Origin of the sequence: Lysinibacillus canaveralius (genome assembly GCF_047301505.1) — a bacterium.
Classification (GTDB): domain Bacteria; phylum Bacillota; class Bacilli; order Bacillales_A; family Planococcaceae; genus Lysinibacillus_B.
In genome coordinates this window covers 190,935-213,996 of record NZ_CP154840.1, presented here as the reverse complement: position 1 = coordinate 213,996, position 23,062 = coordinate 190,935, and the positions used below count along the sequence as shown (strand labels likewise).

The window sequence follows — 23,062 nt, the reverse complement described above, 5'->3', positions numbered from 1 at the left end:
GATTTGACTGAATTTTCAGAGGGAAGGTGCAACAAGTGAAAGAAATCGCTATCGGTATACTTGCCGCATTCTTTTTTGGCTTTACCTTTATCTTTAATCATTCTATGGAACTTGAGGGAGGAAGCTGGCTTTGGAGTGCCTCACTGCGCTACTTTTTTATGCTGCCGTTTTTAATCGCAATTGTTTGGATGCGCGGAGGATTCAGGCCTTTGGCTGAGGAAGTAAGGCAGGCACCAATTCCTTGGCTCGGCTGGAGCTTTGTAGGCTTTGTCCTGTTCTATGCCCCTCTTACATTTGCTGCTGCATTTGGTCCAGGCTGGCTCGTTTCAGGGACATGGCAATTTACGATCGTAGCAGGTGTTCTGCTTGCTCCCCTATTCCTGACAAGTACAGGAGTGCGGCATAAAATTCCGCTTATTTCTTTAGCTATTTCTGCTGTTATATTAATTGGTATACTGCTTATACAAATTCCACAGGCAAATACAGCCTCTCTACAAACTATTCTTTTAGGGGTATTGCCGGTCATAGTAGCAGCATTTGCCTACCCCCTTGGGAACAGAAAAATGATGGAGGTATGTAATGGACGTCTTGATACATTCCAGCGTGTGCTAGGTATGACAATTGCCTCTATGCCTGCCTGGATTATCATGGCAATCTGGGCCCTTCTAACAGTCGGGTTACCGACAGGCTCGCAAGTATTCCAGTGCCTGCTAGTGGCTGTAAGTTCAGGTGTCATTGCTACAACATTATTTTTTATTGCCACAGATCGTGCTCGTACCGATCAAGGAAAGCTCGCTGCTGTTGAAGCAACCCAGTCGACAGAAGTACTATTTGTCATGGCTGGTGAAATGCTTCTGCTCGGGATTGCACTGCCATCATCCATTGCATTAGCTGGTGTAGGAGTAATCATTGCAGGGATGGTGATGCATAGCTATCATACGATGCTTGTAGCAAAAAAAATGCATCTCGAAGACATCGAATCTTCGTAAAGAACAAAAAGCGCCAAAATCTTATCGAAAGATTTTGGCGTAAGTGGGTTTCTCTTCTATAAAGAGAAACGTTAAAAATAAAGGGTGAAAACAAATCATCATGGCAACTGCCATAAGGTGTGAATGTTCTAAAATGAGGGGGGTTTAGAACATTTTTATGAACTAGCACACTCCTGGAGAAAAGCAGCTAAAGTTCAAGTACACTCGCACTGTTTTGCAAGTGGTACTCTTTATATGATAATGATAATCGTTATCAATTATTTCGTCAATACATTTTCTGATAGTTTTTTTAATTTTCTTTCAGCAGGCGTTTTTGTTTTCTTCTGTATATATGTTGATTCCATTGAAAATGGATAAAACATCCCACACAAAAGCCTAAAATAGCTACAAATGAAGCAACTGCCACCATAACGGTGAATACATAACCGACTACAGGAAAACCAGCAGCAAATCCTATAAAGCCTCCGCCTAAAAAAGTTGTAGCAATAATGGAATTAAAGCGTTGCTGCTGTGCATCCTCCGGAACATAGTCTTTCTTGTTCTTTTTCAAGAAAAACTTTGCTGCCCGCATAATAGGATTGAAGCCAATTAAGAAACCAAGCAGGTTAGCGATAAACGGGATTAGTAAAATTCCATATAGTCCTGTTACCCACGTCAGGACAACAGATGAAAAAATTACCCACTGATTTGTCCTTACTAAAGGTCTTGGAATGGATACAGGTAATTGTGGCATTAAAAACCAACCTCCCTTATATGTTTTATACATTTTAATTCATTTACTACGTTTTGTATAGCAGGAAATGTTACACTATACATATAACTATTTTTGAAAGGTGATCATTATGCCTGCACTTTCCTATGATCAAATACGCCAATTAAATTCATACAGTATTTATACAGAAGAGCCGTCAAGACCCCTCTTCACGCTGGCAAATATACAAAAGGATTTTTATCTGACAGATTTCCGTAATCTATTAATGGGAGTTACAGGCGCTGCGACAGAAGCAGCTGCCGTCTCTCATTTTGGACGTCGTTATGGAATGTTTGTAGCAATGCAATTTTATATGCTGGCCGCTTATGACGAAGTATGGGATGGTAATTTTAAGGATATTCGTTTTGCAGTAGTAGAGGAATATGGCATGCGCACACTAGGTACTTTCATTACGGCAACCGATTTTCGCTATGTAGAAGATGACGAACGAGAGCGTGTTATTACAAATATTCTTTATAAGCAATGCTATGAAATCATTCAGCAATTAAGAAAAACAACAACGATTTCTCCCTTAACACTGTGGGAAAATATTTTTGGCTATATGTTGTGGCATTATCATACATTGCTTGAAAATCCCGCACTTGCAGATCGAGCTTTCGAAGACCTGGAAATCTTAGAAAGTGAAAAAGTGTGGAGTACTTTCTCACAGAAGTCCTTGTTCAAGTCATATACAGGTGGGTTGAACCCTTCACAGCTCATCAATGTCCCTGTACGGAAAAGCTGCTGTTTTTCAAAAGATGTTCCCGGCCTTATGGCATGCGGTTTCTGTCCGGTCAAATAATATTTAGTAAAATTCAAGTGTCTTTTTTCTTTACAAAAAAGCGATTCTCTCAAGTCGAGAATCGCTCTATTTTTATCTTTTATATACTACAGCCCAATCAGCGCCGGCAGGTTTCATCTCTGTCCCAACAAAGCCTTCTGCTAATAGCTGCTGCTGCCTTTCAGTATCCTGCATCGATACAGCTACCTGCTCATCACCAAATTGACGAGAGACATGTAAATTCTTACCGAATACATAGCGTAACTTGCCACCGTATTTGAATTTCAGGGCATATACATACATTCCTTGCCCAAATTTATCTTTCAAGCTTGCGATGTTATACGGCATGACTGTCGCACAGACCCAGTCGATATGTGCTATATCTACTTCCTTCATAATCCAGCCAGCCATCAGCTTTTGCAGACCATGCCCCCTGTAATGGGGATGAACATTGGAAATTTCCTGATAAAGCACTTTTGAAAGATCAACTGCTCCCACGTCCCGGCCAAGGTGCTCTTCCTCGTCAGCTTCTGGCTTCAACAGAGCGCGAAATGCTACAAGCCGTTCCTCTGCAAAAACACCGAGTATTACGCCGTTACCACGCAGAATATGTACAAGTTCTGCTTCACTCAGCGGCTGCAGGATATCCGGATCTTCAAGCGCCGCGCACACATCCTGCTGGAGCATCTGAACAGCCTCAAGGTCTAGTTTCTTCAATAATCGATGAGTAAACATTAACATACCACATCCGAATACTGTGTCAGCTCAATCAATGCTGTCTCATCAATTTCTACACCTAACCCTATCCCTGTGCCAAGTTCAATGAATGGAATACGATAGCTCTCACGCAAATTGCCGATATCCTTAGAGAATTTTAACGGTCCTGTCAATTCGACACTTGTCATGACTTTTTTCGAAAAAGCTACATGGAACCCAGCTGCTGAGCCGATGGAAGATTCCAGCATGGAACCGATTTGGCATTCCATTCCTGCCATTTCTGCCATAGCAGCCAGTTGTACTGCTCGGTAAATTCCTCCACATTTCATCAGCTTAATATTTACTTTATCAGCTGCTCTTTTTGCGATAATTTCCCGCATATCACGCATTCCGCAAAGGCCCTCATCAATCATAACAGGTACAGTTGTTTTTGATTTAATTTCGACCATTGCATCGATATCATCCGCAATAACCGGCTGCTCCAGCCAGTCAAGTCCCGCCGACTGCAGCTGACTTAATGCCTGAAGGGTATTGCCGCTATTTTTCCATCCCTGATTCACATCCACTCGGATTGCGATTTCTTCACCGACACAGGCACGTACTGCCTGGATACGCTCCACATCGCTAGCTACATCACGGCCTACCTTCATTTTAAAGGAGCGGTAGCCTTCTGCTGCTTTTTCTGCTGCCTGGGCAGCCATTTTTTCCGGTTCACCGATACTCAATACATGAGTAATCGGAAATTTCTCATGATAGCGTCCGCCAATAAGTTGGTAGACCGGTACATTCAGCTTTTTCCCAGTTACATCAAAGCATGCAATATCAATTGCTGCCTTTGCAGCAGGTGCATTTTTCACCAAGCTGTCCATGAGCTCATGAATCTTTTCAAATTCCATCGGGTTTTGCCCAATCAGCTTTGGTCCAAGCCGATGCTTCAATACAGCATATGTGCCCTCAAAAGTTTCACCTGTTACATGGTCATCAGGTACTGATTCTCCCCAGCCCACAAGGCCGCATGCTGTCGTTATTTTTACAATGATTGACGGCATAGAAGGGTACGTATCATAGCTTACAATAAATGGTTCAATTAATGGTAAATCGATTGCAAAGATTTCTACTTGTTTAATTTTCATTCTGCTTTTCCTCTTGCTGCGTTTTTTAATGTAGCCGTTAGCACGTCTACTCCTATTTGTAATGCGTCTTTATTAAATGTCATATTTGGGTGGTGCAGCCCCGGCACCAAATTTGCTCCGACACCAATCATGGTAGCCTTTAAGGCAGGTTGTTTAACTGTATAGTAATGGAAATCATCACTTCCCGGCGTGATCACTGCAGGCGCTAAATAATCCAAGCCGCATGCTTCGATAATAGAAAGCTCTGCTATTTTTGCTGCCTCCTCTGACACTTCTGCACCCGGTGTTAAATCTAGCCACTTCCATTGAATATCTACATCAAACATAGATGCAATATGACCGAATCCTTTTTCTATACGTTTCTGCAGTTCTTTAATCACTTCATTTTTCTGTGCTCTTACATCTATAGAGAAGGTAGCTTTTCCTGGGATAATGTTCACACTGCCCCCATCCGCCACAATTTTCGTCAGCTTGGCAGAACAAATTTCCGATGGGTCAATATGAAGTGTTTGAATCATCTGCTGGATGGCAAAAACCACATCAATAGCATTCTTCCCCTGATGTGGACGAGCCCCGTGCGCATCTACCCCATGAACAGTTCCTTCTAGGAACACAGCGGCCCCATGATGAATAGCCGGCGCCACTTTTCCAAGCGGAAGCTCCTCTGCGGGGCGCAAATGTACTCCATATAAATGTGTTACATCTTTCAACACATCCCGCTTAATCATAGAAAGCGCACCGCCTCCTGTTTCCTCTGCAGGCTGGAAAATGAAACGTACACGACTTTTTAGCTGCATTTCCTTCAACCGCCTTAAAGCACCTAACACCATCGTAATATTCGCATCATGTCCACAAGAGTGGTTTGCCTGCATTACACCATTTACTTCCTGCCATAAGGCATCAATATCCGCCCGTACTGCGATTACTTCTTCTCCTGATCCAATTTCCGCAACAAGTCCTGTCACATCATCGAACATTCGGTAAGGAACATTCATTTCATCAAGGATGGTAGCAATCTTCTTCGTTGTATTAAATTCCTTCCAACTTACTTCAGGGTGAGTATGGAAATGTTCAAACCATTCTAAAATTATATCCGTCTCTGCCGCTACTTGCTTCATTATTAGCACCTCGAATTTTTTGAATTCACTTTCTATATTATACATAACTATTTTTGAAAGTTTAGCGCAACTTGCCTATTCCCTTATAAAAAGTCCTAACCACGGACGAATTGCATCCACGTCGCTCAACTACAACATACGAACGACCTTGATCCATAACATACCTGCCACCTATAGATAATGTGAAAGAGCTACAGGTTTCGCAATTAATTTGTATTCTTAAAATAAACAGCAGCATTCCTTCTCACTTCTTTAAAACGTATTCTCCAAATAAAAAAAGCCGGCTAGCGCCGACCCTTACAAGCTTGAAAAGAAGCCTTGTGGATATTGTGGTGGTTCTTGTGGCAAATATTCCTGTTGCTCTTCCATTTCTGAAGTCACAGTTTCCATTTCCAATTCCTCATCGAGCAAATATGTTTCAAAGCGTGACAGCAATAAATCAGTCATGTCTTGCACCCCTATAGTTAGAATTTTCTAATAATTAAACTATACAAGGGAATTTCCTCTTATGCAAGTCCTTTATTCACCTTATGCATAACAAGTATTAAACATATCTCTTCTTGATATTATTTCGCTATATAAATTCGCCCTTCCTCAAGAGAACCATAGGACAATAACGCTTCTACAGCGCTTTTAAAGTCTTTATTCCTTACAATGACCTCCAGTTCAAATGTTTTATATTGGCTTTCAATTTCAGCAATATAGTCATGAAGACATTGGACTTGATGGACCACTTCTATCTCTACAAAAAAAGGAAGCCGGCGATCAGAGAAATGAGTACCTCTCCTAATCCACACACCCTCGTTTGGATAGTAGCGTATAGGGAGCTGTTTATTACAGGCAATAATAATATCCATAAGTCAACCTCCTTTTACTCCATCTAAACAAAAACAGCTGGCTTATGCAAATACATAAGCCGGCTGTTTTTAAGGAAGGAGCCATTTTTGGCCCTTTACCTTTTTTATCGCCAATAATCTGAATTACAAACATGATACCGAAGACAACCCGCTCTTTAATATCCAAAATGTATGACCCTAGTAAGAAACGGCAGTAATTAAAATAAGACGTCCAAACCATAGGAGTTTACGGGACCAGTAGCTAATAACTCCAGAACCGATCGTAATGGAAACAAATAAAACTCCTCCACAAAGGAGGAGCCTCAATCTTTATTGCACCTTCAATTCCAAACGTTTTGCCAGAATCGATAAAGCATAGTTTACAACGAAGTACATCACTGATACCAATAAGAAAATCGGTACTATATATTTAATACTTTGAGCATTGATTACTTGTGCGTGGTGCATGAGTTCAGGTAATGCAATGACAACTGCAAGCGACGTATCTTTCAATAGTGAAATAAACTGACTAACTAAAGGCGGCACCATACGACGCAAACCTTGCGGCAATACGATATGCCATAAAGTCTGAATGTATGATAACCCTGATGAACGCCCCGCTTCAATCTGACCCTTATGTACCGAGTTCAAACCACTTCGGATGATTTCTGAGACCATTGCTGATTCAAAGACTGTAAGAGCGATGATTGCCGACCACTCGATGCTGAATTTGATACCGATTTCCGGTAATGCAAAATATACAAAGAAAATAATCAGCAGCAGCGGCAAGTTACGGATCAACTCTACCAATATAGCAAGAACTTGCGAGACAACGGGTACTTTTGCATATCGCAATGTACCAATTAAACCGCCAATAATGAAACTGAAGAAAATAGAGATGGCAGCAATTTTGATTGTTACCCAAAAACCCTTCAATAAGAAAATTAAATGATCTGGGCTATATGCTCCAATAAAATCCATTCACATAACCCCCTTAATTACTTCTCGCAAGGTGTTTTTCCAAATAATTCACACCTAAGCTTAAAGGAATTGTGATGATTAAATAAAACACCGCGACAAAAATATAAACATCGAACGTTACAAATGTACGGGAAGAAATCAAGTCACCCTGATACATCAACTCACCTGCAGCGACAATTGTTAAAATCGATGAGTTCTTCACCAAGTTAATAAATTGGTTTCCTAATGGCGGAATAACAATTTTAATCGCTTGCGGCAAAATAACGTACCACATTGTTTGAATATAGTTTAACCCTGATGACCGTGCTGCCTCTGTTTGTCCTTTTGGTACAGACATAATACCTGCACGAATGGCTTCTGCAATAAAAGCTGCCGTATAAATTGTTAAAGCGAGCGTACCCGCAACAAATCCACTCAATCGAACCTCGAATACCGGCAATCCTGTAAAAATGAAAAACAGGATAATAAGCAGCGGGATATTCCGGACAAATTCGACATATACCGCACCAATCCAGTTTAATGGTTTAATCGGAGCAATACGGAATATTGCCAAAATCGTCCCAAGAACAAAGCTACCTACAAGTGCTAGAAAACTTACAAACAATGTAGTTTTGAAACCTTCTAAAAACATATCCATGTTCTCTGAAAGAATCGTAAAATCAAGCATTCATTATCACTCCATTAACTAACCAAAATAATTTAGAATAAGTGCATCGATCCCGCCAATCACGAAAATGCACCTGTCATCCTATTTGAAAAAACAGGCAGACACCCTCTTAAACTTTTTGACAGTTTAAGAAAAATCTCTGTCTGCCCGTCTACTGCCATTATTCTACGTTAATCCACTTTTCGTAGATTTCATCATACTTACCATTTTCTTTTAATTCAGCAAGCGCATCGTTTATTGCCTGGACAAGATCATCGCTGCCTTTTTTCATCGCAATACCATATGGCTCTTCAGTGAACTGCCCACCAACTAATTCATAGTTGTTATCTTCAGAAGCCATACCATATAAAATTGAGTCATCTGTCGTTAATGTGTCCCCTTGGCCCGCTTTCAATGCTGTAAACGCTTCTGCATAGTTTTCAAATTCCAGGACCTGTGCATCCGGTGCTTTTTCACGGATATTTTGAGCTGAAGTTGATCCTTTTACTGCAATGACTTTTGTAGATGCATCTAAATCCTCGATACTTTTAATTGGGCTACCCTTCTTGACTAAAAGTGATTGACCCGCTTCAAAGTAGACATCAGAGAAGTCAACTTCTTTACTACGTTCTTCAGAAATTGTCATTGTTGCAATAATTGCATCAATTTCTCCGTTATTAAGCATTGGAATACGTGTTTTTGATGTTACTTCCTTGAACTCCACTTTTGAAGCATCCCCTAGAATAATTGCTGTGATTTCTTTTGCAATATCGATATCCAGACCTTCCACTTCACCAGTCGATGGATTTTTTAGACCGAATAATTTTGTATCGTTCTTTACACCCCATACAATCTTGTCATTTTCTTTCACCTTTTCCAATGCAGATGCTGATGAGTCACCATCTGAACCTGAAGTACCTTCACTGTCATCACTGCCGCATGCAGCAAGCACAAATGTTAGAGCTGCAACCAGCATAAGCATGAACCAATTTTTCTTTTTCAACATGTTTATGTCCCCCTTTTTCGTAAATTAATGATTGAAAATCCGACTTAAGAATAGCTTCGCACGTTCCTCTTTTGGCGCTGTGAAGAATTCTTCCGGATTAGCATCCTCCAGAATTTGGCCTTTGTCGATGAAGATAACACGGTCTGCCACCTCACGCGCAAAGCCCATTTCGTGTGTGACAACAACCATCGTCATCCCTTCACGAGCTAAATTTTTCATAACATCCAGCACTTCCCCGATCATTTCAGGATCCAGGGCAGATGTCGGCTCATCAAACAGCATGACTTCCGGACTCATAGCCAGGCCTCGTGCGATTGCCACACGCTGCTGCTGTCCACCTGATAACTGTGAAGGGTAGGAATCCGCCTTATCTGGTATACCTACTTTTTCCAAATAGTATAAAGCTGTCTTTTTAGCTTCTTCCTTTGTTTTCCCCAAAACTTTTATAGGTGCCAGCATAATATTTTCCAAAACTGTCTTATGCGGATACAGATAAAAATGCTGGAATACCATTCCGATATTTTTACGTAACTCATTAATATCCGTCTTCTTGCTGTTCACTTCTATATCATTAACAGCAAGCACTCCTTCAGAAATCGTTTCTAACCGATTGATACAACGAAGCAAAGTGCTCTTACCCGAACCAGATGGCCCTATAATTACTACTACTTCACCTTTTTTGATATCCAAGTTAATATTTTGCAGAACATGAAAATCTCCATAATGCTTGTTTACATTTTCAAAGCGAATCATTGCATCAAACCCCTAACATAATTTCTATATCTGTACCAATACAATTTTGGAAATAACAAACACAAAACCTATTATATAACTAAACTATTATCCTATTCAATATTTTTATAATTTTCAAATATATTTTATCTGCTTTAAGCGCTTTAAATCTCTAATAATACTAAATAATATAATAGATTGAAAAATTAATATATTAATAATTTGTTTAAAATTGAAAATATTTAATTTCCATTGTACTACAACAAATACTTTTGTGCTATTTTATTACATTTTTCGAAAAAATAAAATGATAATTTTTTGTTAATAAATAGCGTAAAAACACAATTTTCAAGCCCTGTAACTAAGATAAGAACGGGGAAAGCTTCTGTTGATTTCCCAATCATTATATTTCCACCTTTTATTTCTTTATTACTGATATTGCTTTCTTTCAAAAAATAATAAAAACCTTACGAGAAGAAATTCTCGTAAGGTCTCAATCTATCTTATTATTTTAGAATTGTAACTTTCACTGATTTACGGCCCCAGGCAAGCGCCCCTTCTTTAGATGGGATGAATACATCAATTGTATTGCCTTTAATAGCGCTTCCTGTATCAGCTGCGACTGCTTCACCGTAGCCTTCAACCCATACTCTTGTACCTAATGGAATGACACTTGGATCAACTGCGATGACCTTCGCGTTCGGGTTCGCACGTAGGTCTGTTCCATTCGCTGTAACGCCTGAACAGCCATCACAGTACGCTGTATAGGCTGTAGCCGTCATTGTCATTGTTTGGATCGCCTCGCCAGCTACATCTTGTGTCCCCTGTTGTACTTCAGGTTTTGGCTGTGAGGGTGCCGCTCCTGCCGATATCGTAATTGTATCACCAGCATAAATCAAATTAGGTGTTGATATATTGTTCCAGGCCAACAATTGATCGACCGTTACGTTGTATGCCCTGCTAATTTTAAATAATGTATCTCCAGGTTGAACGATGTGAATGCCATTTTTTGAAGTTGAATTCCCCTCGCCCGAAACTTCTAGTTGCTGATTTTGGATAATAAGATTGGAATTCAAATGATTCAACGTCTTCAACTCATCAACGGATGTATTATATTGTTGTGAAATTGACCAAAGTGATTCCCCGGATTGAACAGTGTGCGTAGCTGCTTCAGTATTTGCTGCGTATGCACCTGCGCTTACCGTAAATGCTGTTGCTAATGTTAAGAACGTTTTCTTCATAGCTTTCATTTCCTCCATTGCTCTGTTCAGTTAAATTTTTGCGCCCCATTCTTTCGGGGGGTCACTCGCAAACTCTGAAACTAACTTTACAGTAGGAAGATTGCAGCTTTATAACGACAACACGTTACTAGCATTACATTCATATTTCGTATAGTGTCCACTATTTACCAAATATTCAATAGAAATTTAAGGATTTTCATCTTGAAACCTTGATTCCTCCGCTCTGGCATTTTTTTGAACTGGTAATTTCTATTACAAGGTATTAACAGAAGGCGCGTAAATAACAACAAATTGTAATGTTTAATGAAATGAACTAGAGACTAATGAGACCGATATATATATAAAGGAGGCGAATTCATGGAGATTAACTCACATCTGTCGGCTCAGGTAGCCCAATTACAGCAGACACTTCAAATGGGTATACTGGACAAATCTTTAAATATGGGTGCGGCCGGAGCAGTTGAAATGCTCGAGGATATGTCAGCACAGCAGCCCGCTGCTCATCCATACAAGGGCCAGATCATCGATATCCAAGCATAGTAAAATGATACTCCGCTTTATTTAGCGGGGTATTATCCCTTCATTTTCCACTTCTCCTATTTGGCGCTTACACCTTATTCGGATAGGCAAAAGAAGAAATTATTGAGCGCCTATTAATCTTTTTTAAAACCGTGTAAATTCTACGCGAATTGGGGAATAAATATAGTACGATGCAGTTAAAGGAGTGATTATTATCGGTATTCATACATTTTTTACAAGCTTAAATGACCTAGAGCGGATTATCCGGGCACCAGGCCGTTTTAAATTTGAGGAACATAATGTGGCTGCCCACTCATGGAAGGTTTCCCAGTATGCTATGTTCTTTGCTACGATTGAAGAAATGCATGGAGCGGTGGTGAATTGGAAGTCACTCTATGAAAAAACAATTAATCATGATTTTGCGGAAGTTTTCATTGGTGACATTAAAACCCCTGTTAAACATGCAAGTCCCAAATTAAAAGAAATGCTGACGGTCGTCGAGGAGAAAATGATGGAGAATTTCATTGCAGAAGAGATTCCACCTGAATTCCAAGAAGTCTTTTTTGACCGGATGAAAGAAGGAAAAGATAATACACTGGAAGGACGCCTTCTCGAATTTGCCGACAAACTCGACCAATTCTATGAAGCATTTGCCGAATTGAAGCGCGGTAATACGGACAAGGAATTTGTTATTATGTATCAGCAGGCTTTAGCAAAATTACTTGATCTGCCTCTTCCAAACAGTGTCAAATACTTTCGCCATGAAATTTTGAAAGATGCAGTGGCTGAGGATACACAGATTGATATTGTGACCTTAACGGAAGAAATTTTAAAAAACAAATAACTGCTCGTAAAGTTTTCCAGTTAGAATGGAAGGCTTTTTTTACTGTGAAAAATTAACTTTCTTCTTTAAAGATTGCTGCTTAGATGTAATAGAGCAGCACTCTTTTATTTTTTTCACATACATGTAACGAAATGGATTAAGATGGTACTAATGATTTGAAAGGACAGAAAAAGGAGGATGGCAGCATCATGGAAGAGCTGGAGCAGATATATCGAGACATCCATCCAAAGCTGTTCACATTTTTCTATTTAAAAACAGCCAATACAGCATTGGCCGAGGATCTCACTCAGGATGTCTTTTATGAAGCAAGTAAGAGCCTGCACCGTTTCAACGGTCAATCGACCCTATCTACATGGATGTTTGCCATTGCCCGCAATCTTTTAAAGAAGCATTATCGATCTAAAAAATATGAGAAGGCATTGGTTGAAAAATTAGAAATTGAGCCTATTACAGCTAGTCTTACACCCGAGCAGCAAATCGAACTGAAGGAAGATATACAGAGCCTTCTGATGAAGATTGGAAAGCTAGACCCTCATCTAAGTGAGATCATCCTGCTGAGAATTTATGGTGATTTATCATTTAAGGAGATTGGCGAGCTGACAGGCAAAAGTGAAAATTATACAAGAGTCGCCTTTCATCGTCTAAAAAATAAATTACAAAAGGAAATGAGGGATCTGAATGAATGATTGCCGTATTGTCGAAGATTTGCTTCCACTCTATGAAGAAGATTTATTACATAAAGAGACCGTTGATTGGATAGAAACCCATCTTTCCACATGCGAATCATGCCGTTCACGGGCAAATGAGACACTTGCTGCTTTCCCAGCAGCGCCCATAAAGCCGAAAAAAACGGCTGCAGCCATGATGAAGAACGTACGTTCAAAGCTTGCCATCTATCAGCTGTTGTTTGTACTCTTATCATTTGCCTTTGCAATGAGTACATCCATATTCGCCGACAGCTTTCAATTTATTTTAAGTTATTTTATCCTCGGCTTCAGTACATTTTATTTTTACCGCAGCTGGATATTTACAATTCTCATCTCAATGATACCGATAATTATCTGGTCAATTTATGATACAATTGCTTCTTATGGCTCCTATCATCAATGGTACACACAGGCTTTAGAAAACCACGATTCTGTCGCCGGCTTATTTGGTATGCTTCTCGGCAGCAGTCTTTTAATGGGCATTATTCATACCCTATTTGCTGCACTTGGTGCTGTCGTTGCCCTGCTAACGATGAAGATTACAGAAAAGGAGGAGTCCTTATGACATTGAAAAAGTGGGTTTATCTAATCATCGCCCTCGCTATTACAGGCTATATTTTATTTTTCTATATAAGTTTTAATGGAAACCCTATTTCTAAAGCGGTTGCGAAAAATTATGCATCGGATTATTTGGAAAAATACTATCCAGAGCAAAACTATTCCATTAAGGACAGCGGCTATAACTTTAAAGATCAAAGCTATTCTTTTCACTATATTGTGAATGAAAAGAATGACCAAGTATACAATTATTCCATTGAGATTGGGAAAGGCTTGAAGCCGGACGAAATCATCTATCATTCCCTTCGTTATGACTCCGAGGATGTAGAAATGAGCAGTACTTTTTCTGAAGCAGGAACAACCTATGTACAGAAATTGCTGACGGAAGCAAAGCTAGATAGTGAAGTATATTATTACGTGCAGGTACCGCTAGGCTATGTAGATCGCAGCGCTGAGTGGAAACCAAAACTCGAATTACCTGTGAACGCAGACATTCATGTATATACAGAGAAGCCTTTTACATCAAAGAAGGAATTTTTTCAATACGTCAAAACTGTAATAAATGAACTCGATGAAGTTCTTTATAAAGAGCTGTACATTGAAAATACGCTGTCTGAAACAACAAACGGATCGGAAATAGCTTATAAGATCACAATTGAATACGATGAAGATATTACGATTGAAAATGTCTGGGCAGCTGAGTAGCTTCTTTCCAACCGGAAGAAAACAGAAATTATATCTATATAATCATTATACAAAGGAAAGCAATTTAACCAATATTCTTCATGCTAAATTCCTATCATTTTATTTGACAAATTTCTCGAATGCCCCTTACTTGCATAATTTTAATGTTTATCATACAATAATAAATGAAGCTACGTTGTACGTGTAATATTAAGTTTTAACCTTTATACAGTAACAGGGAGTTTTATATCCAAGCTGAAATGGCGAGCCCGAGCTCCTTTGACCTCGGGATAAACAGGAAAGCTTATGCGAACACCCACTTTGAGAAGTGTGGTTTAAAACTTTCTATAATGTCGCGGCATCGTGGCTTTTGCCATTAAGAAAGCATATGTAGCAATATTTTATAGACACCCAGTCCAAATATGGTCTGGGTGTTTTTTTATTGCCGTAAATAGCTGCCGGGAGTAAAATTCAAGCTCATCCTCACTAATAGAAAATAAGTCATCTCATTTCCACTAGAGAGTTTATCTATCTGTAATATATAGCAGCTGCCGCTGGTAACATATTCTCTATCCGCTCACGCTAATAAACAAAGCTTTATTCAATATATTGTTAAACACCCTGGCTATACGTCAACAAACCAAACAAATAAAGCAGCCCTCTTACTAGTTATTCATTAAGAAGGCTATATGGTTCCTAATCTATAAGTTATCCTTAATTAGCTTTAATAAATTCACCGGGAGCCAATTATTGAGGGCGTTACTTCCTTCTGAGCTTACATACAGATAACCATTCACTTCAATACCTAGCGATGAAAAAAAGGTTTCCTTTTCATGCATTATTATAGATTTAGCTCCATCTAACGGGGTGCTTTTCCCATCAGTATCTTTTGTTAACTCATAACGTATAAATCTTTCGCTTGATATTCTCTCAGCGATTTTAAGATCTGTAACAGAATATTGAATGCACCTTTCATAAGAGCCGTCGTTACTGGCATCACAGGTCCTGAGCAGCTGTCCATTGTTTGTATCCTTGAAATAACTATCCCCGAAAAAGTCTGATCCGAAGTACCATCCGTAACCATATTGACCCTTACCGTAAATACTGTCACGGTTAATATTAATATAAGTTGGATTTTGATAAAAGGATGAACGAATTTTTATCGGTACTTCTTTGAAAACTACCAAATCTGTTGCTTGTACACGGTACTGTCCCATCTGGTAGAATACTTTGCCATCATATTTTCAATATCATACGTTCTAAAGAAATTGTTTCGCTTCACCACTAACGAATCAAACGTACCATTTGGATTTCTCTTGTATACCTTGATGTCTTTTTTGAAAGTCATTTTTCCTGTTTGCCCTTTTACAACTTCCGACCCGTCATGCATCACTTTCGCTTCCGATTTTACTGGATTTATTACAGCTAATACAAACGCTGCTAGTAACATAATAAAAAGCTTTTTCATTATTATCTTCCTAATCAGTTTTATAGTAGAAAATATACCTTCTTAGTGGGATACACTAATATAATCCACATTCTACCAATTAAAATATAATGATATAAGAAATCCGGCAGAATTAGAGTGTTTACCCTAACATAATTTTCCCTCTCTGTCATACAGGCCGCATACAGTGCAGTTAATAAATTCTAGACTAAAACCCTTTTTCACTTATAAACTGTCTAATACGCTCATCAAGCGCTTCTATAGAGCCTTCTGGAATGGGGGTTGGCTGAACTTTTTCTTATCGATATATGACTCTTTCCCTTTGATTGAAGAGCATCTATTCCATTTACACTAAACGTTTTTTCCAGGTCTTATATTTGAAACACTTGTAGTAGTGAAAATAGCCGCTGTTTCAACACTAGATATACTATATTCAGTTAGATAATTTAGTACGGCCACTTTAACCTGTAACCTATAGCTCGTATATTGTTTAAGAAAAAGCATTTACACCATTAGTTTTAAAATGGTTTATCTTCGTATTATATTGTGCTCTGTTACAAGGAATTTCGGTGTATTATAAGAGCTTTCATTCCCATTTAGATACCAAGGAGCTGCTGCTTGTAATCCATGTTCAGTAGTAAACTTTCCTATAGAAAAACTGCACCCAAATTGTTTGATTGTATCTAACAATTCGGATGCAGTTTAATTCTTTAGGAGGCTTTTTATTATTAAATTTTTAGTAGGTTATTACGCTAATGTATTTGAGCAATAATAAGGCACTCTATTCTTTATAATCAGTTATTTTCTAACGATAAACTTTACCAGGCAAACTCTTCATATATCCCATTTAATAGTGATAAAAATTTGCAAATAAAAAAGTATGCAGCTTATCGCTGCATACTTTAGGATGACCCGTACGGGATTCGAACCCGTGTTACCGCCGTGAAAGGGCGGTGTCTTAACCACTTGACCAACGGGCCATGGCTCCGAAGGTAGGACTCGAACCTACGACCAACCGGTTAACAGCCGGTTGCTCTACCACTGAGCTACTTCGGAATAATATTATATATGGTGGGCCTAAATGGACTCGAACCATCGACCTCACGCTTATCAGGCGTGCGCTCTAACCAGCTGAGCTATAGGCCCCCTACTTTAAAATTACTTTCTTATGTATTTTCTGATGGTGGGTCAGGACGGAATCGAACCGCCGACACTTAGAGCTTCAATCTAATGCTCTACCAACTGAGCTACTGACCCTTTATCAAAAATGGCGGTCCCGACCGGGATCGAACCGGCGATCTCCTGCGTGACAGGCAGGCATGTTAACCGCTACACCACGGGACCATTTGGTTGCGGGGGCCGGATTTGAACCAACGACCTTCGGGTTATGAGCCCGACGAGCTACCACTGCTCCACCCCGCGATAATTTTATTCAAGTTTGCTGAAGTCTGTAATGCACCATTTCTATTTCAAAAATGGCGGAGGAAGAGGGATTCGAACCCCCGCGCGGTTTAACCCGCCTGTCGGTTTTCAAGACCGATCCCTTCAGCCGGACTTGGGTATTCCTCCGTTTATATGGTTGGTGGAGCCTAGCGGGATCGAACCGCTGACCTCCTGCGTGCAAGGCAGGCGCTCTCCCAGCTGAGCTAAGGCCCCATGTTGTTTATTCATAGAAATTTGGATGGTCGGGAAGACAGGATTCGAACCTGCGACCCCTTGGTCCCAAACCAAGTGCTCTACCAAGCTGAGCTACTTCCCGTAATTTTTTGGCGCGCCCGACAGGAGTCGAACCCATAACCTTCTGATCCGTAGTCAGACGCTCTATCCAATTGAGCTACGGGCGCTAAAATCATAAAAATGGTGCCGAGGGCCGGAATCGAACCGGCACGGTGGTCACCCACCGCAGGATTTTAAGTCCTGTGCGTCTGCCAGTTCCGCCACCCCGGCATATTGGAGCGGAAGACGAGGTTCGAACTCGCGACCCCCACCTTGGCAAGGTGGTGTTCTACCACTGAACTACTTCCGCAATATGCGTTGCTTTTTATTCTGACAGTATATGAAGTTAAAAGATGCGGGTGAAGGGAGTCGAACCCCCACGCCTTGCGGCGCTAGATCCTAAGTCTAGTGCGTCTGCCAGTTCCGCCACACCCGCATATTATAAAAATGGTGAGCCATGAAGGACTCGAACCTTCGACCCTCTGATTAAAAGTCAGATGCTCTACCAACTGAGCTAATGGCTCAAAATGATGCCGGCGATAGGAGTCGAACCCACGACCTACTGATTACAAGTCAGTTGCTCTACCAACTGAGCTACACCGGCATTTTGAGATGGTGGAGGATGACGGGCTCGAACCGCCGACCCCCTGCTTGTAAGGCAGGTGCTCTCCCAGCTGAGCTAATCCTCCAAAAAAAATAAGCGAAGCGATGTCCTACTCTCGCAGGGGGAAGCCCCCAACTACCATCGGCGCTAGAGAGCTTAACTTCCGTGTTCGGTATGGGAACGGGTGTGACCTCTCTGCCATCATCACTTCACATATTATGTAGTTGAAGAAACTTATTCCTTCAAAACTGGATAAACGTTTCATTGTACAGCACACAAAATTTGGTTAAGTCCTCGACCGATTAGTATTCGTCAGCTCCATATGTCGCCATACTTCCACCTCGAACCTATCTACCTGATCGTCTTTCAGGGGTCTTACTTACTTGCGTAATGGGAAATCTCATCTTGAGGGGGGCTTCATGCTTAGATGCTTTCAGCACTTATCCCGTCCATACATAGCTACCCAGCGATGCCCTTGGCAGAACAACTGGTACACCAGCGGTATGTCCATCCCGGTCCTCTCGTACTAAGGACAGCTCCTCTCAAATTTCCTACGCCCACGACGGATAGGGACCGAACTGTCTCACGACGTTCTGAACCCAGCTCGCGTACCGCTTTAATGGGCGAACAGCCCAACCCTTGGGACCGACTACAGCCCCAGGATGCGATGAGCCGACATCGAGGTGCCAAACCTCCCCGTCGATGTGGACTCTTGGGGGAGATAAGCCTGTTATCCCCGGGGTAGCTTTTATCCGTTGAGCGATGGCCCTTCCATGCGGAACCACCGGATCACTAAGCCCGTCTTTCGACCCTGCTCGACTTGTAGGTCTCGCAGTCAAGCTCCCTTGTGCCTTTACACTCTACGAATGATTTCCAACCATTCTGAGGGAACCTTTGGGCGCCTCCGTTACCTTTTAGGAGGCGACCGCCCCAGTCAAACTGTCCGTCTGACACTGTCTCCTGCCCCGATAAGGGGCATGGGTTAGAATTTCAATACAACCAGGGTAGTATCCCACCGACGCCTCCTCCGAAGCTGGCGCTCCGGGCTCTCTGGCTCCTACCTATCCTGTACAAGTTGTACCAAAATTCAATATCAAACTACAGTAAAGCTCCACGGGGTCTTTCCGTCCTGTCGCGGGTAACCTGCATCTTCACAGGTACTATAATTTCACCGAGTCTCTCGTTGAGACAGTGCCCAGATCGTTACGCCTTTCGTGCGGGTCGGAACTTACCCGACAAGGAATTTCGCTACCTTAGGACCGTTATAGTTACGGCCGCCGTTTACTGGGGCTTCAATTCACAGCTTCGCTTGCGCTAACCGCTCCTCTTAACCTTCCAGCACCGGGCAGGCGTCAGCCCCTATACGTCACCTTACGGTTTTGCAGAGACCTGTGTTTTTGCTAAACAGTCGCCTGGGCCTATTCACTGCGGCTCTCTCGGGCTTTCACCCTACCAGAGCACCCCTTCTCCCGAAGTTACGGGGTCATTTTGCCGAGTTCCTTAACGAGAGTTCTCTCGCACACCTTAGGATTCTCTCCTCGACTACCTGTGTCGGTTTGCGGTACGGGTACCTCCCACCTCGATAGAGGCTTTTCTTGGCAGTGTGAGATCAGGAACTTCGTCCATACGGACTCGTCATCACAGCTCAACGTTACAGTGTGCGGATTTGCCTACACACACGCCTTACTGCTTGAACAGAGACAACCAACGCTCTGCTTACCCTACCCTACTGCGTCCCCCCATTTCTCAAACGGTGGGGAGGTAGTACAGGAATATCAACCTGTTGTCCATCGCCTACGCCTGTCGGCCTCGGCTTAGGTCCCGACTAACCCTGAGCGGACGAGCCTTCCTCAGGAAACCTTAGTCATACGGTGGACGGGATTCTCACCCGTCTTTCGCTACTCATACCGGCATTCTCACTTCTAACCGCTCCACCAGTCCTTCCGGTCTGACTTCAACGCAGTTAGAACGCTCTCCTACCACTGACATCAAAGATGTCAATCCACAGCTTCGGTGAATCGTTTAGCCCCGATACATTTTCGGCGCAGCGTCACTCGACCAGTGAGCTATTACGCACTCTTTAAATGATGGCTGCTTCTAAGCCAACATCCTGGTTGTCTAAGCAACGCCACATCCTTTTCCACTTAACGATTACTTTGGGACCTTAGCTGGTGGTCTGGGCTGTTTCCCTTTTGACTACGGATCTTATCACTCGCAGTCTGACTCCCGTGTATAAATATCCGGCATTCGGAGTTTGTCTGAATTCGGTAAAGCGAGATGCCCCCCTAGTCCAAACAGTGCTCTACCTCCGGTATTCTCAATCACGAGGCTAGCCCTAAAGCTATTTCGGAGAGAACCAGCTATCTCCAAGTTCGATTGGAATTTCTCCGCTACCCACACCTCATCCCCGCACTTTTCAACGTGCGTGGGTTCGGGCCTCCAGTAAGTGTTACCTCACCTTCACCCTGGACATGGGTAGATCACCTGGTTTCGGGTCTACGACCACGTACTATTTCGCCCTATTCAGACTCGCTTTCGCTGCGGCTCCGTTTTCTCAACTTAACCTCGCACGTAATCGTAACTCGCCGGTTCATTCTACAAAAGGCACGCTATCACCCATTAACGGGCTCTAACTACTTGTAGGCACACGGTTTCAGGTTCTCTTTCACTCCCCTCCCGGGGTGCTTTTCACCTTTCCCTCACGGTACTGGTTCACTATCGGTCACTAGGTAGTATTTAGCCTTGGGAGATGGTCCTCCCGGATTCCGACGGAATTTCACGTGTTCCGCCGTACTCAGGATCCACTCTGGAGGGAATGACTTTTTGGCTACAGGGCTTTTACCTGCTCTGGCGGACCTTTCCAAGTCGCTTCGCCTAAATCATTCCTTTGTAACTCCGTATAGAGTGTCCTACAACCCCAAGAGGCAAGCCTCTTGGTTTGGGCTCTTCCCGTTTCGCTCGCCGCTACTCAGGGAATCGAATTTTCTTTCTCTTCCTCCAGGTACTTAGATGTTTCAGTTCCCTGGGTCTGTCTCTAACGCGCTATGAATTCACGCGAAAGTACTGCGCGATTAAACGCAGTGGGTTCCCCCATTCGGAAATCCCCGGATCAAAGCTTACTTACAGCTCCCCGAGGCATATCGGTGTTAGTGCCGTCCTTCATCGACTCCTAGTGCCAAGGCATCCACCGTGCGCCCTTATTAACTTAACCAATAAGTTAACGCTAACTCGAAGAGTTAGACTTCAGTTTACACGTCAATTGCTTGACTTGTTTGACTCATATCTATTTAAAGATAGAAATTTGTGTTTGCTTTCAATGTCGTTTTATCCAGTTTTCAAAGAACAAGTGCGCTACCTGTGTCTACTTCTTCGCACATTTGCGACGAGTAACCGCAGGAGCAAGTTTTGAAAGTATGAACTTTCAAAACTGAACAGCAAGAACGTTAACGTATATCACCGTGTGATATACTTCCGAAAAATATCCTTAGAAAGGAGGTGATCCAGCCGCACCTTCCGATACGGCTACCTTGTTACGACTTCACCCCAATCATCTATCCCACCTTCGGCGGCTGGCTCCAAAAGGTTACCTCACCGACTTCGGGTGTTACAAACTCTCGTGGTGTGACGGGCGGTGTGTACAAGGCCCGGGAACGTATTCACCGCGGCATGCTGATCCGCGATTACTAGCGATTCCGGCTTCATGTAGGCGAGTTGCAGCCTACAATCCGAACTGAGAACGGTTTTATCGGATTAGCTCCCCCTCGCGGGTTGGCAACCGTTTGTACCGTCCATTGTAGCACGTGTGTAGCCCAGGTCATAAGGGGCATGATGATTTGACGTCATCCCCACCTTCCTCCGGTTTGTCACCGGCAGTCTCCTTAGAGTGCCCAACTAAATGATGGCAACTAAGAACAAGGGTTGCGCTCGTTGCGGGACTTAACCCAACATCTCACGACACGAGCTGACGACAACCATGCACCACCTGTCACCGTTGTCCCCGAAGGGAAAACTGTATCTCTACAGTGGTCAATGGGATGTCAAGACCTGGTAAGGTTCTTCGCGTTGCTTCGAATTAAACCACATGCTCCACCGCTTGTGCGGGCCCCCGTCAATTCCTTTGAGTTTCAGTCTTGCGACCGTACTCCCCAGGCGGAGTGCTTAATGCGTTAGCTGCAGCACTAAGGGGCGGAAACCCCCTAACACTTAGCACTCATCGTTTACGGCGTGGACTACCAGGGTATCTAATCCTGTTTGCTCCCCACGCTTTCGCGCCTCAGCGTCAGTTACAGACCAGAAAGTCGCCTTCGCCACTGGTGTTCCTCCAAATCTCTACGCATTTCACCGCTACACTTGGAATTCCACTTTCCTCTTCTGCACTCAAGTCCCCCAGTTTCCAATGACCCTCCACGGTTGAGCCGTGGGCTTTCACATCAGACTTAAAGGACCGCCTGCGCGCGCTTTACGCCCAATAATTCCGGACAACGCTTGCCACCTACGTATTACCGCGGCTGCTGGCACGTAGTTAGCCGTGGCTTTCTAATAAGGTACCGTCAAGGTACAGCCAGTTACTACTGTACTTGTTCTTCCCTTACAACAGAGTTTTACGAACCGAAATCCTTCTTCACTCACGCGGCGTTGCTCCATCAGACTTTCGTCCATTGTGGAAGATTCCCTACTGCTGCCTCCCGTAGGAGTCTGGGCCGTGTCTCAGTCCCAGTGTGGCCGATCACCCTCTCAGGTCGGCTACGCATCGTTGCCTTGGTGAGCCGTTACCTCACCAACTAGCTAATGCGCCGCGGGCCCATCCTGTAGCGATAGCAGAACCATCTTTCAACTTTCTAACATGAGGTAGAAAGTATCATCCGGTATTAGCCCCGGTTTCCCGGAGTTATCCCAGACTACAGGGCAGGTTGCCCACGTGTTACTCACCCGTCCGCCGCTAACGTTAAGTCGGTGCAAGCACCAACAAAACGTCCGCTCGACTTGCATGTATTAGGCACGCCGCCAGCGTTCGTCCTGAGCCAGGATCAAACTCTCCATAAAAGTAGTTTG

General features: G+C 42.6%; 21 protein-coding genes, 16 tRNA genes, 3 rRNA genes and 1 other RNA gene. 8 read left to right on the top strand and 33 right to left on the bottom strand.

Going from position 1 to position 23,062, the window contains the following annotated elements:
* The first annotated feature begins 35 nt into the window (after positions 1 to 35).
* Entirely contained in the window at positions 36 to 989 is a 954-nt protein-coding gene (locus AA0Y26_RS01200; protein WP_413364459.1) for a multidrug resistance efflux transporter family protein, read from the top strand.
* Positions 990 to 1,278: 289 nt separating this feature from the next.
* Here AA0Y26_RS01200 and AA0Y26_RS01195 read toward each other — a convergent pair whose 3' ends face one another.
* Entirely contained in the window at positions 1,279 to 1,755 is a 477-nt protein-coding gene (locus AA0Y26_RS01195) for a DUF4395 domain-containing protein (RefSeq protein ID WP_413364458.1), read from the bottom strand.
* A gap of 76 nt (positions 1,756 to 1,831) precedes the next feature.
* Here AA0Y26_RS01195 and AA0Y26_RS01190 point away from each other — a divergent pair, with 76 nt between their 5' ends.
* Positions 1,832 to 2,542, top strand: coding sequence for a Fe-S oxidoreductase (locus AA0Y26_RS01190; RefSeq protein ID WP_413367998.1), 711 nt, complete (start codon positions 1,832 to 1,834; stop codon positions 2,540 to 2,542).
* A gap of 72 nt (positions 2,543 to 2,614) precedes the next feature.
* Here AA0Y26_RS01190 and AA0Y26_RS01185 read toward each other — a convergent pair whose 3' ends face one another.
* From AA0Y26_RS01185 to AA0Y26_RS01135, 11 genes are all read right to left on the bottom strand, one after another.
* Positions 2,615 to 3,256, bottom strand: coding sequence for a GNAT family N-acetyltransferase (locus AA0Y26_RS01185; protein ID WP_413364457.1), 642 nt, complete (start codon positions 3,254 to 3,256; stop codon positions 2,615 to 2,617).
* Entirely contained in the window at positions 3,256 to 4,371 is a 1,116-nt protein-coding gene (locus AA0Y26_RS01180; protein WP_413364456.1) for a mandelate racemase/muconate lactonizing enzyme family protein, read from the bottom strand. Before AA0Y26_RS01180 ends, AA0Y26_RS01185 begins: the two co-directional genes overlap by 1 nt.
* Complete coding sequence (locus AA0Y26_RS01175; RefSeq protein ID WP_413367996.1) at positions 4,368 to 5,489, bottom strand: amidohydrolase; 1,122 nt, start codon at positions 5,487 to 5,489, stop codon at positions 4,368 to 4,370. Before AA0Y26_RS01175 ends, AA0Y26_RS01180 begins: the two co-directional genes overlap by 4 nt.
* Positions 5,490 to 5,786: 297 nt before the next feature.
* Positions 5,787 to 5,936, bottom strand: a complete 150-nt coding sequence (locus tag AA0Y26_RS01170) for a hypothetical protein (protein ID WP_413364455.1) — start codon at positions 5,934 to 5,936, stop codon at positions 5,787 to 5,789.
* Between the two features lie 119 nt (positions 5,937 to 6,055).
* Entirely contained in the window at positions 6,056 to 6,346 is a 291-nt protein-coding gene (locus AA0Y26_RS01165; protein ID WP_413364454.1) for a hypothetical protein, read from the bottom strand.
* Positions 6,347 to 6,655: 309 nt separating this feature from the next.
* Entirely contained in the window at positions 6,656 to 7,306 is a 651-nt protein-coding gene (locus AA0Y26_RS01160) for an amino acid ABC transporter permease (protein ID WP_413364453.1), read from the bottom strand.
* A gap of 13 nt (positions 7,307 to 7,319) precedes the next feature.
* A complete protein-coding gene (locus AA0Y26_RS01155; protein WP_413364452.1) occupies positions 7,320 to 7,973 on the bottom strand; it encodes an amino acid ABC transporter permease in 654 nt (217 codons plus the stop codon).
* Positions 7,974 to 8,133: 160 nt separating this feature from the next.
* Positions 8,134 to 8,958 carry a transporter substrate-binding domain-containing protein gene (locus AA0Y26_RS01150; protein WP_413364451.1) on the bottom strand — a complete coding sequence of 275 codons (825 nt, stop codon included), beginning with the start codon at positions 8,956 to 8,958 and terminating at the stop codon, positions 8,134 to 8,136.
* A 24-nt stretch (positions 8,959 to 8,982) separates the two neighbouring features.
* Positions 8,983 to 9,711 carry an amino acid ABC transporter ATP-binding protein gene (locus tag AA0Y26_RS01145; protein ID WP_413364450.1) on the bottom strand — a complete coding sequence of 243 codons (729 nt, stop codon included), beginning with the start codon at positions 9,709 to 9,711 and terminating at the stop codon, positions 8,983 to 8,985.
* A gap of 236 nt (positions 9,712 to 9,947) precedes the next feature.
* Positions 9,948 to 10,094, bottom strand: a complete 147-nt coding sequence (locus AA0Y26_RS01140) for a hypothetical protein (RefSeq protein ID WP_413364449.1) — start codon at positions 10,092 to 10,094, stop codon at positions 9,948 to 9,950.
* Positions 10,095 to 10,196: 102 nt separating this feature from the next.
* Complete coding sequence (locus AA0Y26_RS01135; protein ID WP_413364448.1) at positions 10,197 to 10,940, bottom strand: LysM peptidoglycan-binding domain-containing protein; 744 nt, start codon at positions 10,938 to 10,940, stop codon at positions 10,197 to 10,199.
* A 348-nt stretch (positions 10,941 to 11,288) separates the two neighbouring features.
* Here AA0Y26_RS01135 and AA0Y26_RS01130 point away from each other — a divergent pair, with 348 nt between their 5' ends.
* The 6 genes from AA0Y26_RS01130 (at position 11,289) to ssrS (ending at position 14,617) form a co-directional block, all read left to right on the top strand.
* Complete coding sequence (locus tag AA0Y26_RS01130) at positions 11,289 to 11,471, top strand: putative motility protein (protein ID WP_413364447.1); 183 nt, start codon at positions 11,289 to 11,291, stop codon at positions 11,469 to 11,471.
* 184 nt (positions 11,472 to 11,655) lie between these two features.
* A complete protein-coding gene (locus AA0Y26_RS01125; protein WP_413364446.1) occupies positions 11,656 to 12,294 on the top strand; it encodes a YfbR-like 5'-deoxynucleotidase in 639 nt (212 codons plus the stop codon).
* 155 nt (positions 12,295 to 12,449) lie between these two features.
* Positions 12,450 to 12,980, top strand: coding sequence for an RNA polymerase sigma factor (locus AA0Y26_RS01120; protein WP_413364445.1), 531 nt, complete (start codon positions 12,450 to 12,452; stop codon positions 12,978 to 12,980).
* Complete coding sequence (locus AA0Y26_RS01115; protein ID WP_413364444.1) at positions 12,973 to 13,566, top strand: zf-HC2 domain-containing protein; 594 nt, start codon at positions 12,973 to 12,975, stop codon at positions 13,564 to 13,566. The genes AA0Y26_RS01120 and AA0Y26_RS01115 overlap by 8 nt, the downstream gene beginning before the upstream one ends.
* On the top strand, positions 13,563 to 14,264 hold the full coding sequence (locus AA0Y26_RS01110) for a hypothetical protein (RefSeq protein ID WP_413364443.1): 702 nt from the start codon (positions 13,563 to 13,565) through the stop codon (positions 14,262 to 14,264). The genes AA0Y26_RS01115 and AA0Y26_RS01110 overlap by 4 nt, the downstream gene beginning before the upstream one ends.
* 164 nt (positions 14,265 to 14,428) lie before the next feature.
* A non-coding RNA gene (gene ssrS / locus AA0Y26_RS01105) (6S RNA) lies at positions 14,429 to 14,617 on the top strand.
* A gap of 327 nt (positions 14,618 to 14,944) precedes the next feature.
* Here the strand turns inward: ssrS and AA0Y26_RS01100 are convergent.
* The 21 genes from AA0Y26_RS01100 to AA0Y26_RS01000 all read right to left on the bottom strand — a co-directional run bounded on the left by AA0Y26_RS01100 (position 14,945) and on the right by AA0Y26_RS01000 (position 23,053).
* Positions 14,945 to 15,460 carry a hypothetical protein gene (locus AA0Y26_RS01100; protein ID WP_413364442.1) on the bottom strand — a complete coding sequence of 172 codons (516 nt, stop codon included), beginning with the start codon at positions 15,458 to 15,460 and terminating at the stop codon, positions 14,945 to 14,947.
* A complete protein-coding gene (locus tag AA0Y26_RS01095) occupies positions 15,424 to 15,711 on the bottom strand; it encodes a hypothetical protein (protein ID WP_413364441.1) in 288 nt (95 codons plus the stop codon). Before AA0Y26_RS01095 ends, AA0Y26_RS01100 begins: the two co-directional genes overlap by 37 nt.
* A gap of 887 nt (positions 15,712 to 16,598) precedes the next feature.
* Positions 16,599 to 16,670, bottom strand: a tRNA-Glu gene (locus AA0Y26_RS01090).
* A gap of 1 nt (position 16,671) precedes the next feature.
* Positions 16,672 to 16,746 (bottom strand) — tRNA-Asn (locus AA0Y26_RS01085).
* Positions 16,747 to 16,759: 13 nt separating this feature from the next.
* Positions 16,760 to 16,836: transfer RNA gene (locus AA0Y26_RS01080), tRNA-Ile, on the bottom strand.
* 35 nt (positions 16,837 to 16,871) lie between these two features.
* Positions 16,872 to 16,947 (bottom strand) — tRNA-Phe (locus AA0Y26_RS01075).
* Between the two features lie 11 nt (positions 16,948 to 16,958).
* A tRNA-Asp gene (locus tag AA0Y26_RS01070) sits at positions 16,959 to 17,034 on the bottom strand.
* 3 nt (positions 17,035 to 17,037) lie between these two features.
* Positions 17,038 to 17,112, bottom strand: a tRNA-Met gene (locus tag AA0Y26_RS01065).
* A 54-nt stretch (positions 17,113 to 17,166) separates the two neighbouring features.
* Positions 17,167 to 17,259, bottom strand: a tRNA-Ser gene (locus AA0Y26_RS01060).
* An 11-nt stretch (positions 17,260 to 17,270) separates the two neighbouring features.
* A tRNA-Ala gene (locus AA0Y26_RS01055) sits at positions 17,271 to 17,346 on the bottom strand.
* A 26-nt stretch (positions 17,347 to 17,372) separates the two neighbouring features.
* Positions 17,373 to 17,449, bottom strand: a tRNA-Pro gene (locus AA0Y26_RS01050).
* An 8-nt stretch (positions 17,450 to 17,457) separates the two neighbouring features.
* Positions 17,458 to 17,534: transfer RNA gene (locus tag AA0Y26_RS01045), tRNA-Arg, on the bottom strand.
* A 14-nt stretch (positions 17,535 to 17,548) separates the two neighbouring features.
* Positions 17,549 to 17,637 (bottom strand) — tRNA-Leu (locus AA0Y26_RS01040).
* A gap of 4 nt (positions 17,638 to 17,641) precedes the next feature.
* Positions 17,642 to 17,716: transfer RNA gene (locus tag AA0Y26_RS01035), tRNA-Gly, on the bottom strand.
* A gap of 44 nt (positions 17,717 to 17,760) precedes the next feature.
* A tRNA-Leu gene (locus tag AA0Y26_RS01030) sits at positions 17,761 to 17,842 on the bottom strand.
* A gap of 12 nt (positions 17,843 to 17,854) precedes the next feature.
* A tRNA-Lys gene (locus AA0Y26_RS01025) sits at positions 17,855 to 17,930 on the bottom strand.
* A 7-nt stretch (positions 17,931 to 17,937) separates the two neighbouring features.
* Positions 17,938 to 18,010 (bottom strand) — tRNA-Thr (locus AA0Y26_RS01020).
* A 9-nt stretch (positions 18,011 to 18,019) separates the two neighbouring features.
* Positions 18,020 to 18,095 (bottom strand) — tRNA-Val (locus AA0Y26_RS01015).
* 11 nt (positions 18,096 to 18,106) lie between these two features.
* A 5S ribosomal RNA gene (gene rrf, locus AA0Y26_RS01010) occupies positions 18,107 to 18,222 on the bottom strand.
* Positions 18,223 to 18,292: 70 nt separating this feature from the next.
* A 23S ribosomal RNA gene (locus AA0Y26_RS01005) occupies positions 18,293 to 21,221 on the bottom strand.
* A 277-nt stretch (positions 21,222 to 21,498) separates the two neighbouring features.
* Positions 21,499 to 23,053, bottom strand: a 16S ribosomal RNA gene (locus AA0Y26_RS01000).
* Together the 16S, 23S and 5S rRNA genes with 16 tRNA genes alongside form the textbook arrangement of a ribosomal RNA operon.
* Between the last annotated feature and the right edge of the window lie 9 nt (positions 23,054 to 23,062).

Coding starts and splice junctions, on each gene's coding strand:
- AA0Y26_RS01150 (WP_413364451.1), bottom strand. CDS start 8,958: ATGTTGAAAAAGAAAAATTGGTTCATGCTTATGCTGGTTGCAGCTCTA.
- AA0Y26_RS01095 (WP_413364441.1), bottom strand. CDS start 15,711: ATGAAAAAGCTTTTTATTATGTTACTAGCAGCGTTTGTATTAGCTGTA.
- AA0Y26_RS01155 (WP_413364452.1), bottom strand. CDS start 7,973: ATGCTTGATTTTACGATTCTTTCAGAGAACATGGATATGTTTTTAGAA.
- AA0Y26_RS01175 (WP_413367996.1), bottom strand. CDS start 5,489: ATGAAGCAAGTAGCGGCAGAGACGGATATAATTTTAGAATGGTTTGAA.
- AA0Y26_RS01130 (WP_413364447.1), top strand. CDS start 11,289: ATGGAGATTAACTCACATCTGTCGGCTCAGGTAGCCCAATTACAGCAG.
- AA0Y26_RS01100 (WP_413364442.1), bottom strand. CDS start 15,460: ATGGGACAGTACCGTGTACAAGCAACAGATTTGGTAGTTTTCAAAGAA.
- AA0Y26_RS01110 (WP_413364443.1), top strand. CDS start 13,563: ATGACATTGAAAAAGTGGGTTTATCTAATCATCGCCCTCGCTATTACA.
- AA0Y26_RS01145 (WP_413364450.1), bottom strand. CDS start 9,711: ATGATTCGCTTTGAAAATGTAAACAAGCATTATGGAGATTTTCATGTT.
- AA0Y26_RS01170 (WP_413364455.1), bottom strand. CDS start 5,936: ATGACTGATTTATTGCTGTCACGCTTTGAAACATATTTGCTCGATGAG.
- AA0Y26_RS01160 (WP_413364453.1), bottom strand. CDS start 7,306: ATGGATTTTATTGGAGCATATAGCCCAGATCATTTAATTTTCTTATTG.
- AA0Y26_RS01115 (WP_413364444.1), top strand. CDS start 12,973: ATGAATGATTGCCGTATTGTCGAAGATTTGCTTCCACTCTATGAAGAA.
- AA0Y26_RS01185 (WP_413364457.1), bottom strand. CDS start 3,256: ATGTTTACTCATCGATTATTGAAGAAACTAGACCTTGAGGCTGTTCAG.
- AA0Y26_RS01135 (WP_413364448.1), bottom strand. CDS start 10,940: ATGAAAGCTATGAAGAAAACGTTCTTAACATTAGCAACAGCATTTACG.
- AA0Y26_RS01195 (WP_413364458.1), bottom strand. CDS start 1,755: ATGTATAAAACATATAAGGGAGGTTGGTTTTTAATGCCACAATTACCT.
- AA0Y26_RS01190 (WP_413367998.1), top strand. CDS start 1,832: ATGCCTGCACTTTCCTATGATCAAATACGCCAATTAAATTCATACAGT.
- AA0Y26_RS01180 (WP_413364456.1), bottom strand. CDS start 4,371: ATGAAAATTAAACAAGTAGAAATCTTTGCAATCGATTTACCATTAATT.
- AA0Y26_RS01140 (WP_413364449.1), bottom strand. CDS start 10,094: ATGATTGGGAAATCAACAGAAGCTTTCCCCGTTCTTATCTTAGTTACA.
- AA0Y26_RS01165 (WP_413364454.1), bottom strand. CDS start 6,346: ATGGATATTATTATTGCCTGTAATAAACAGCTCCCTATACGCTACTAT.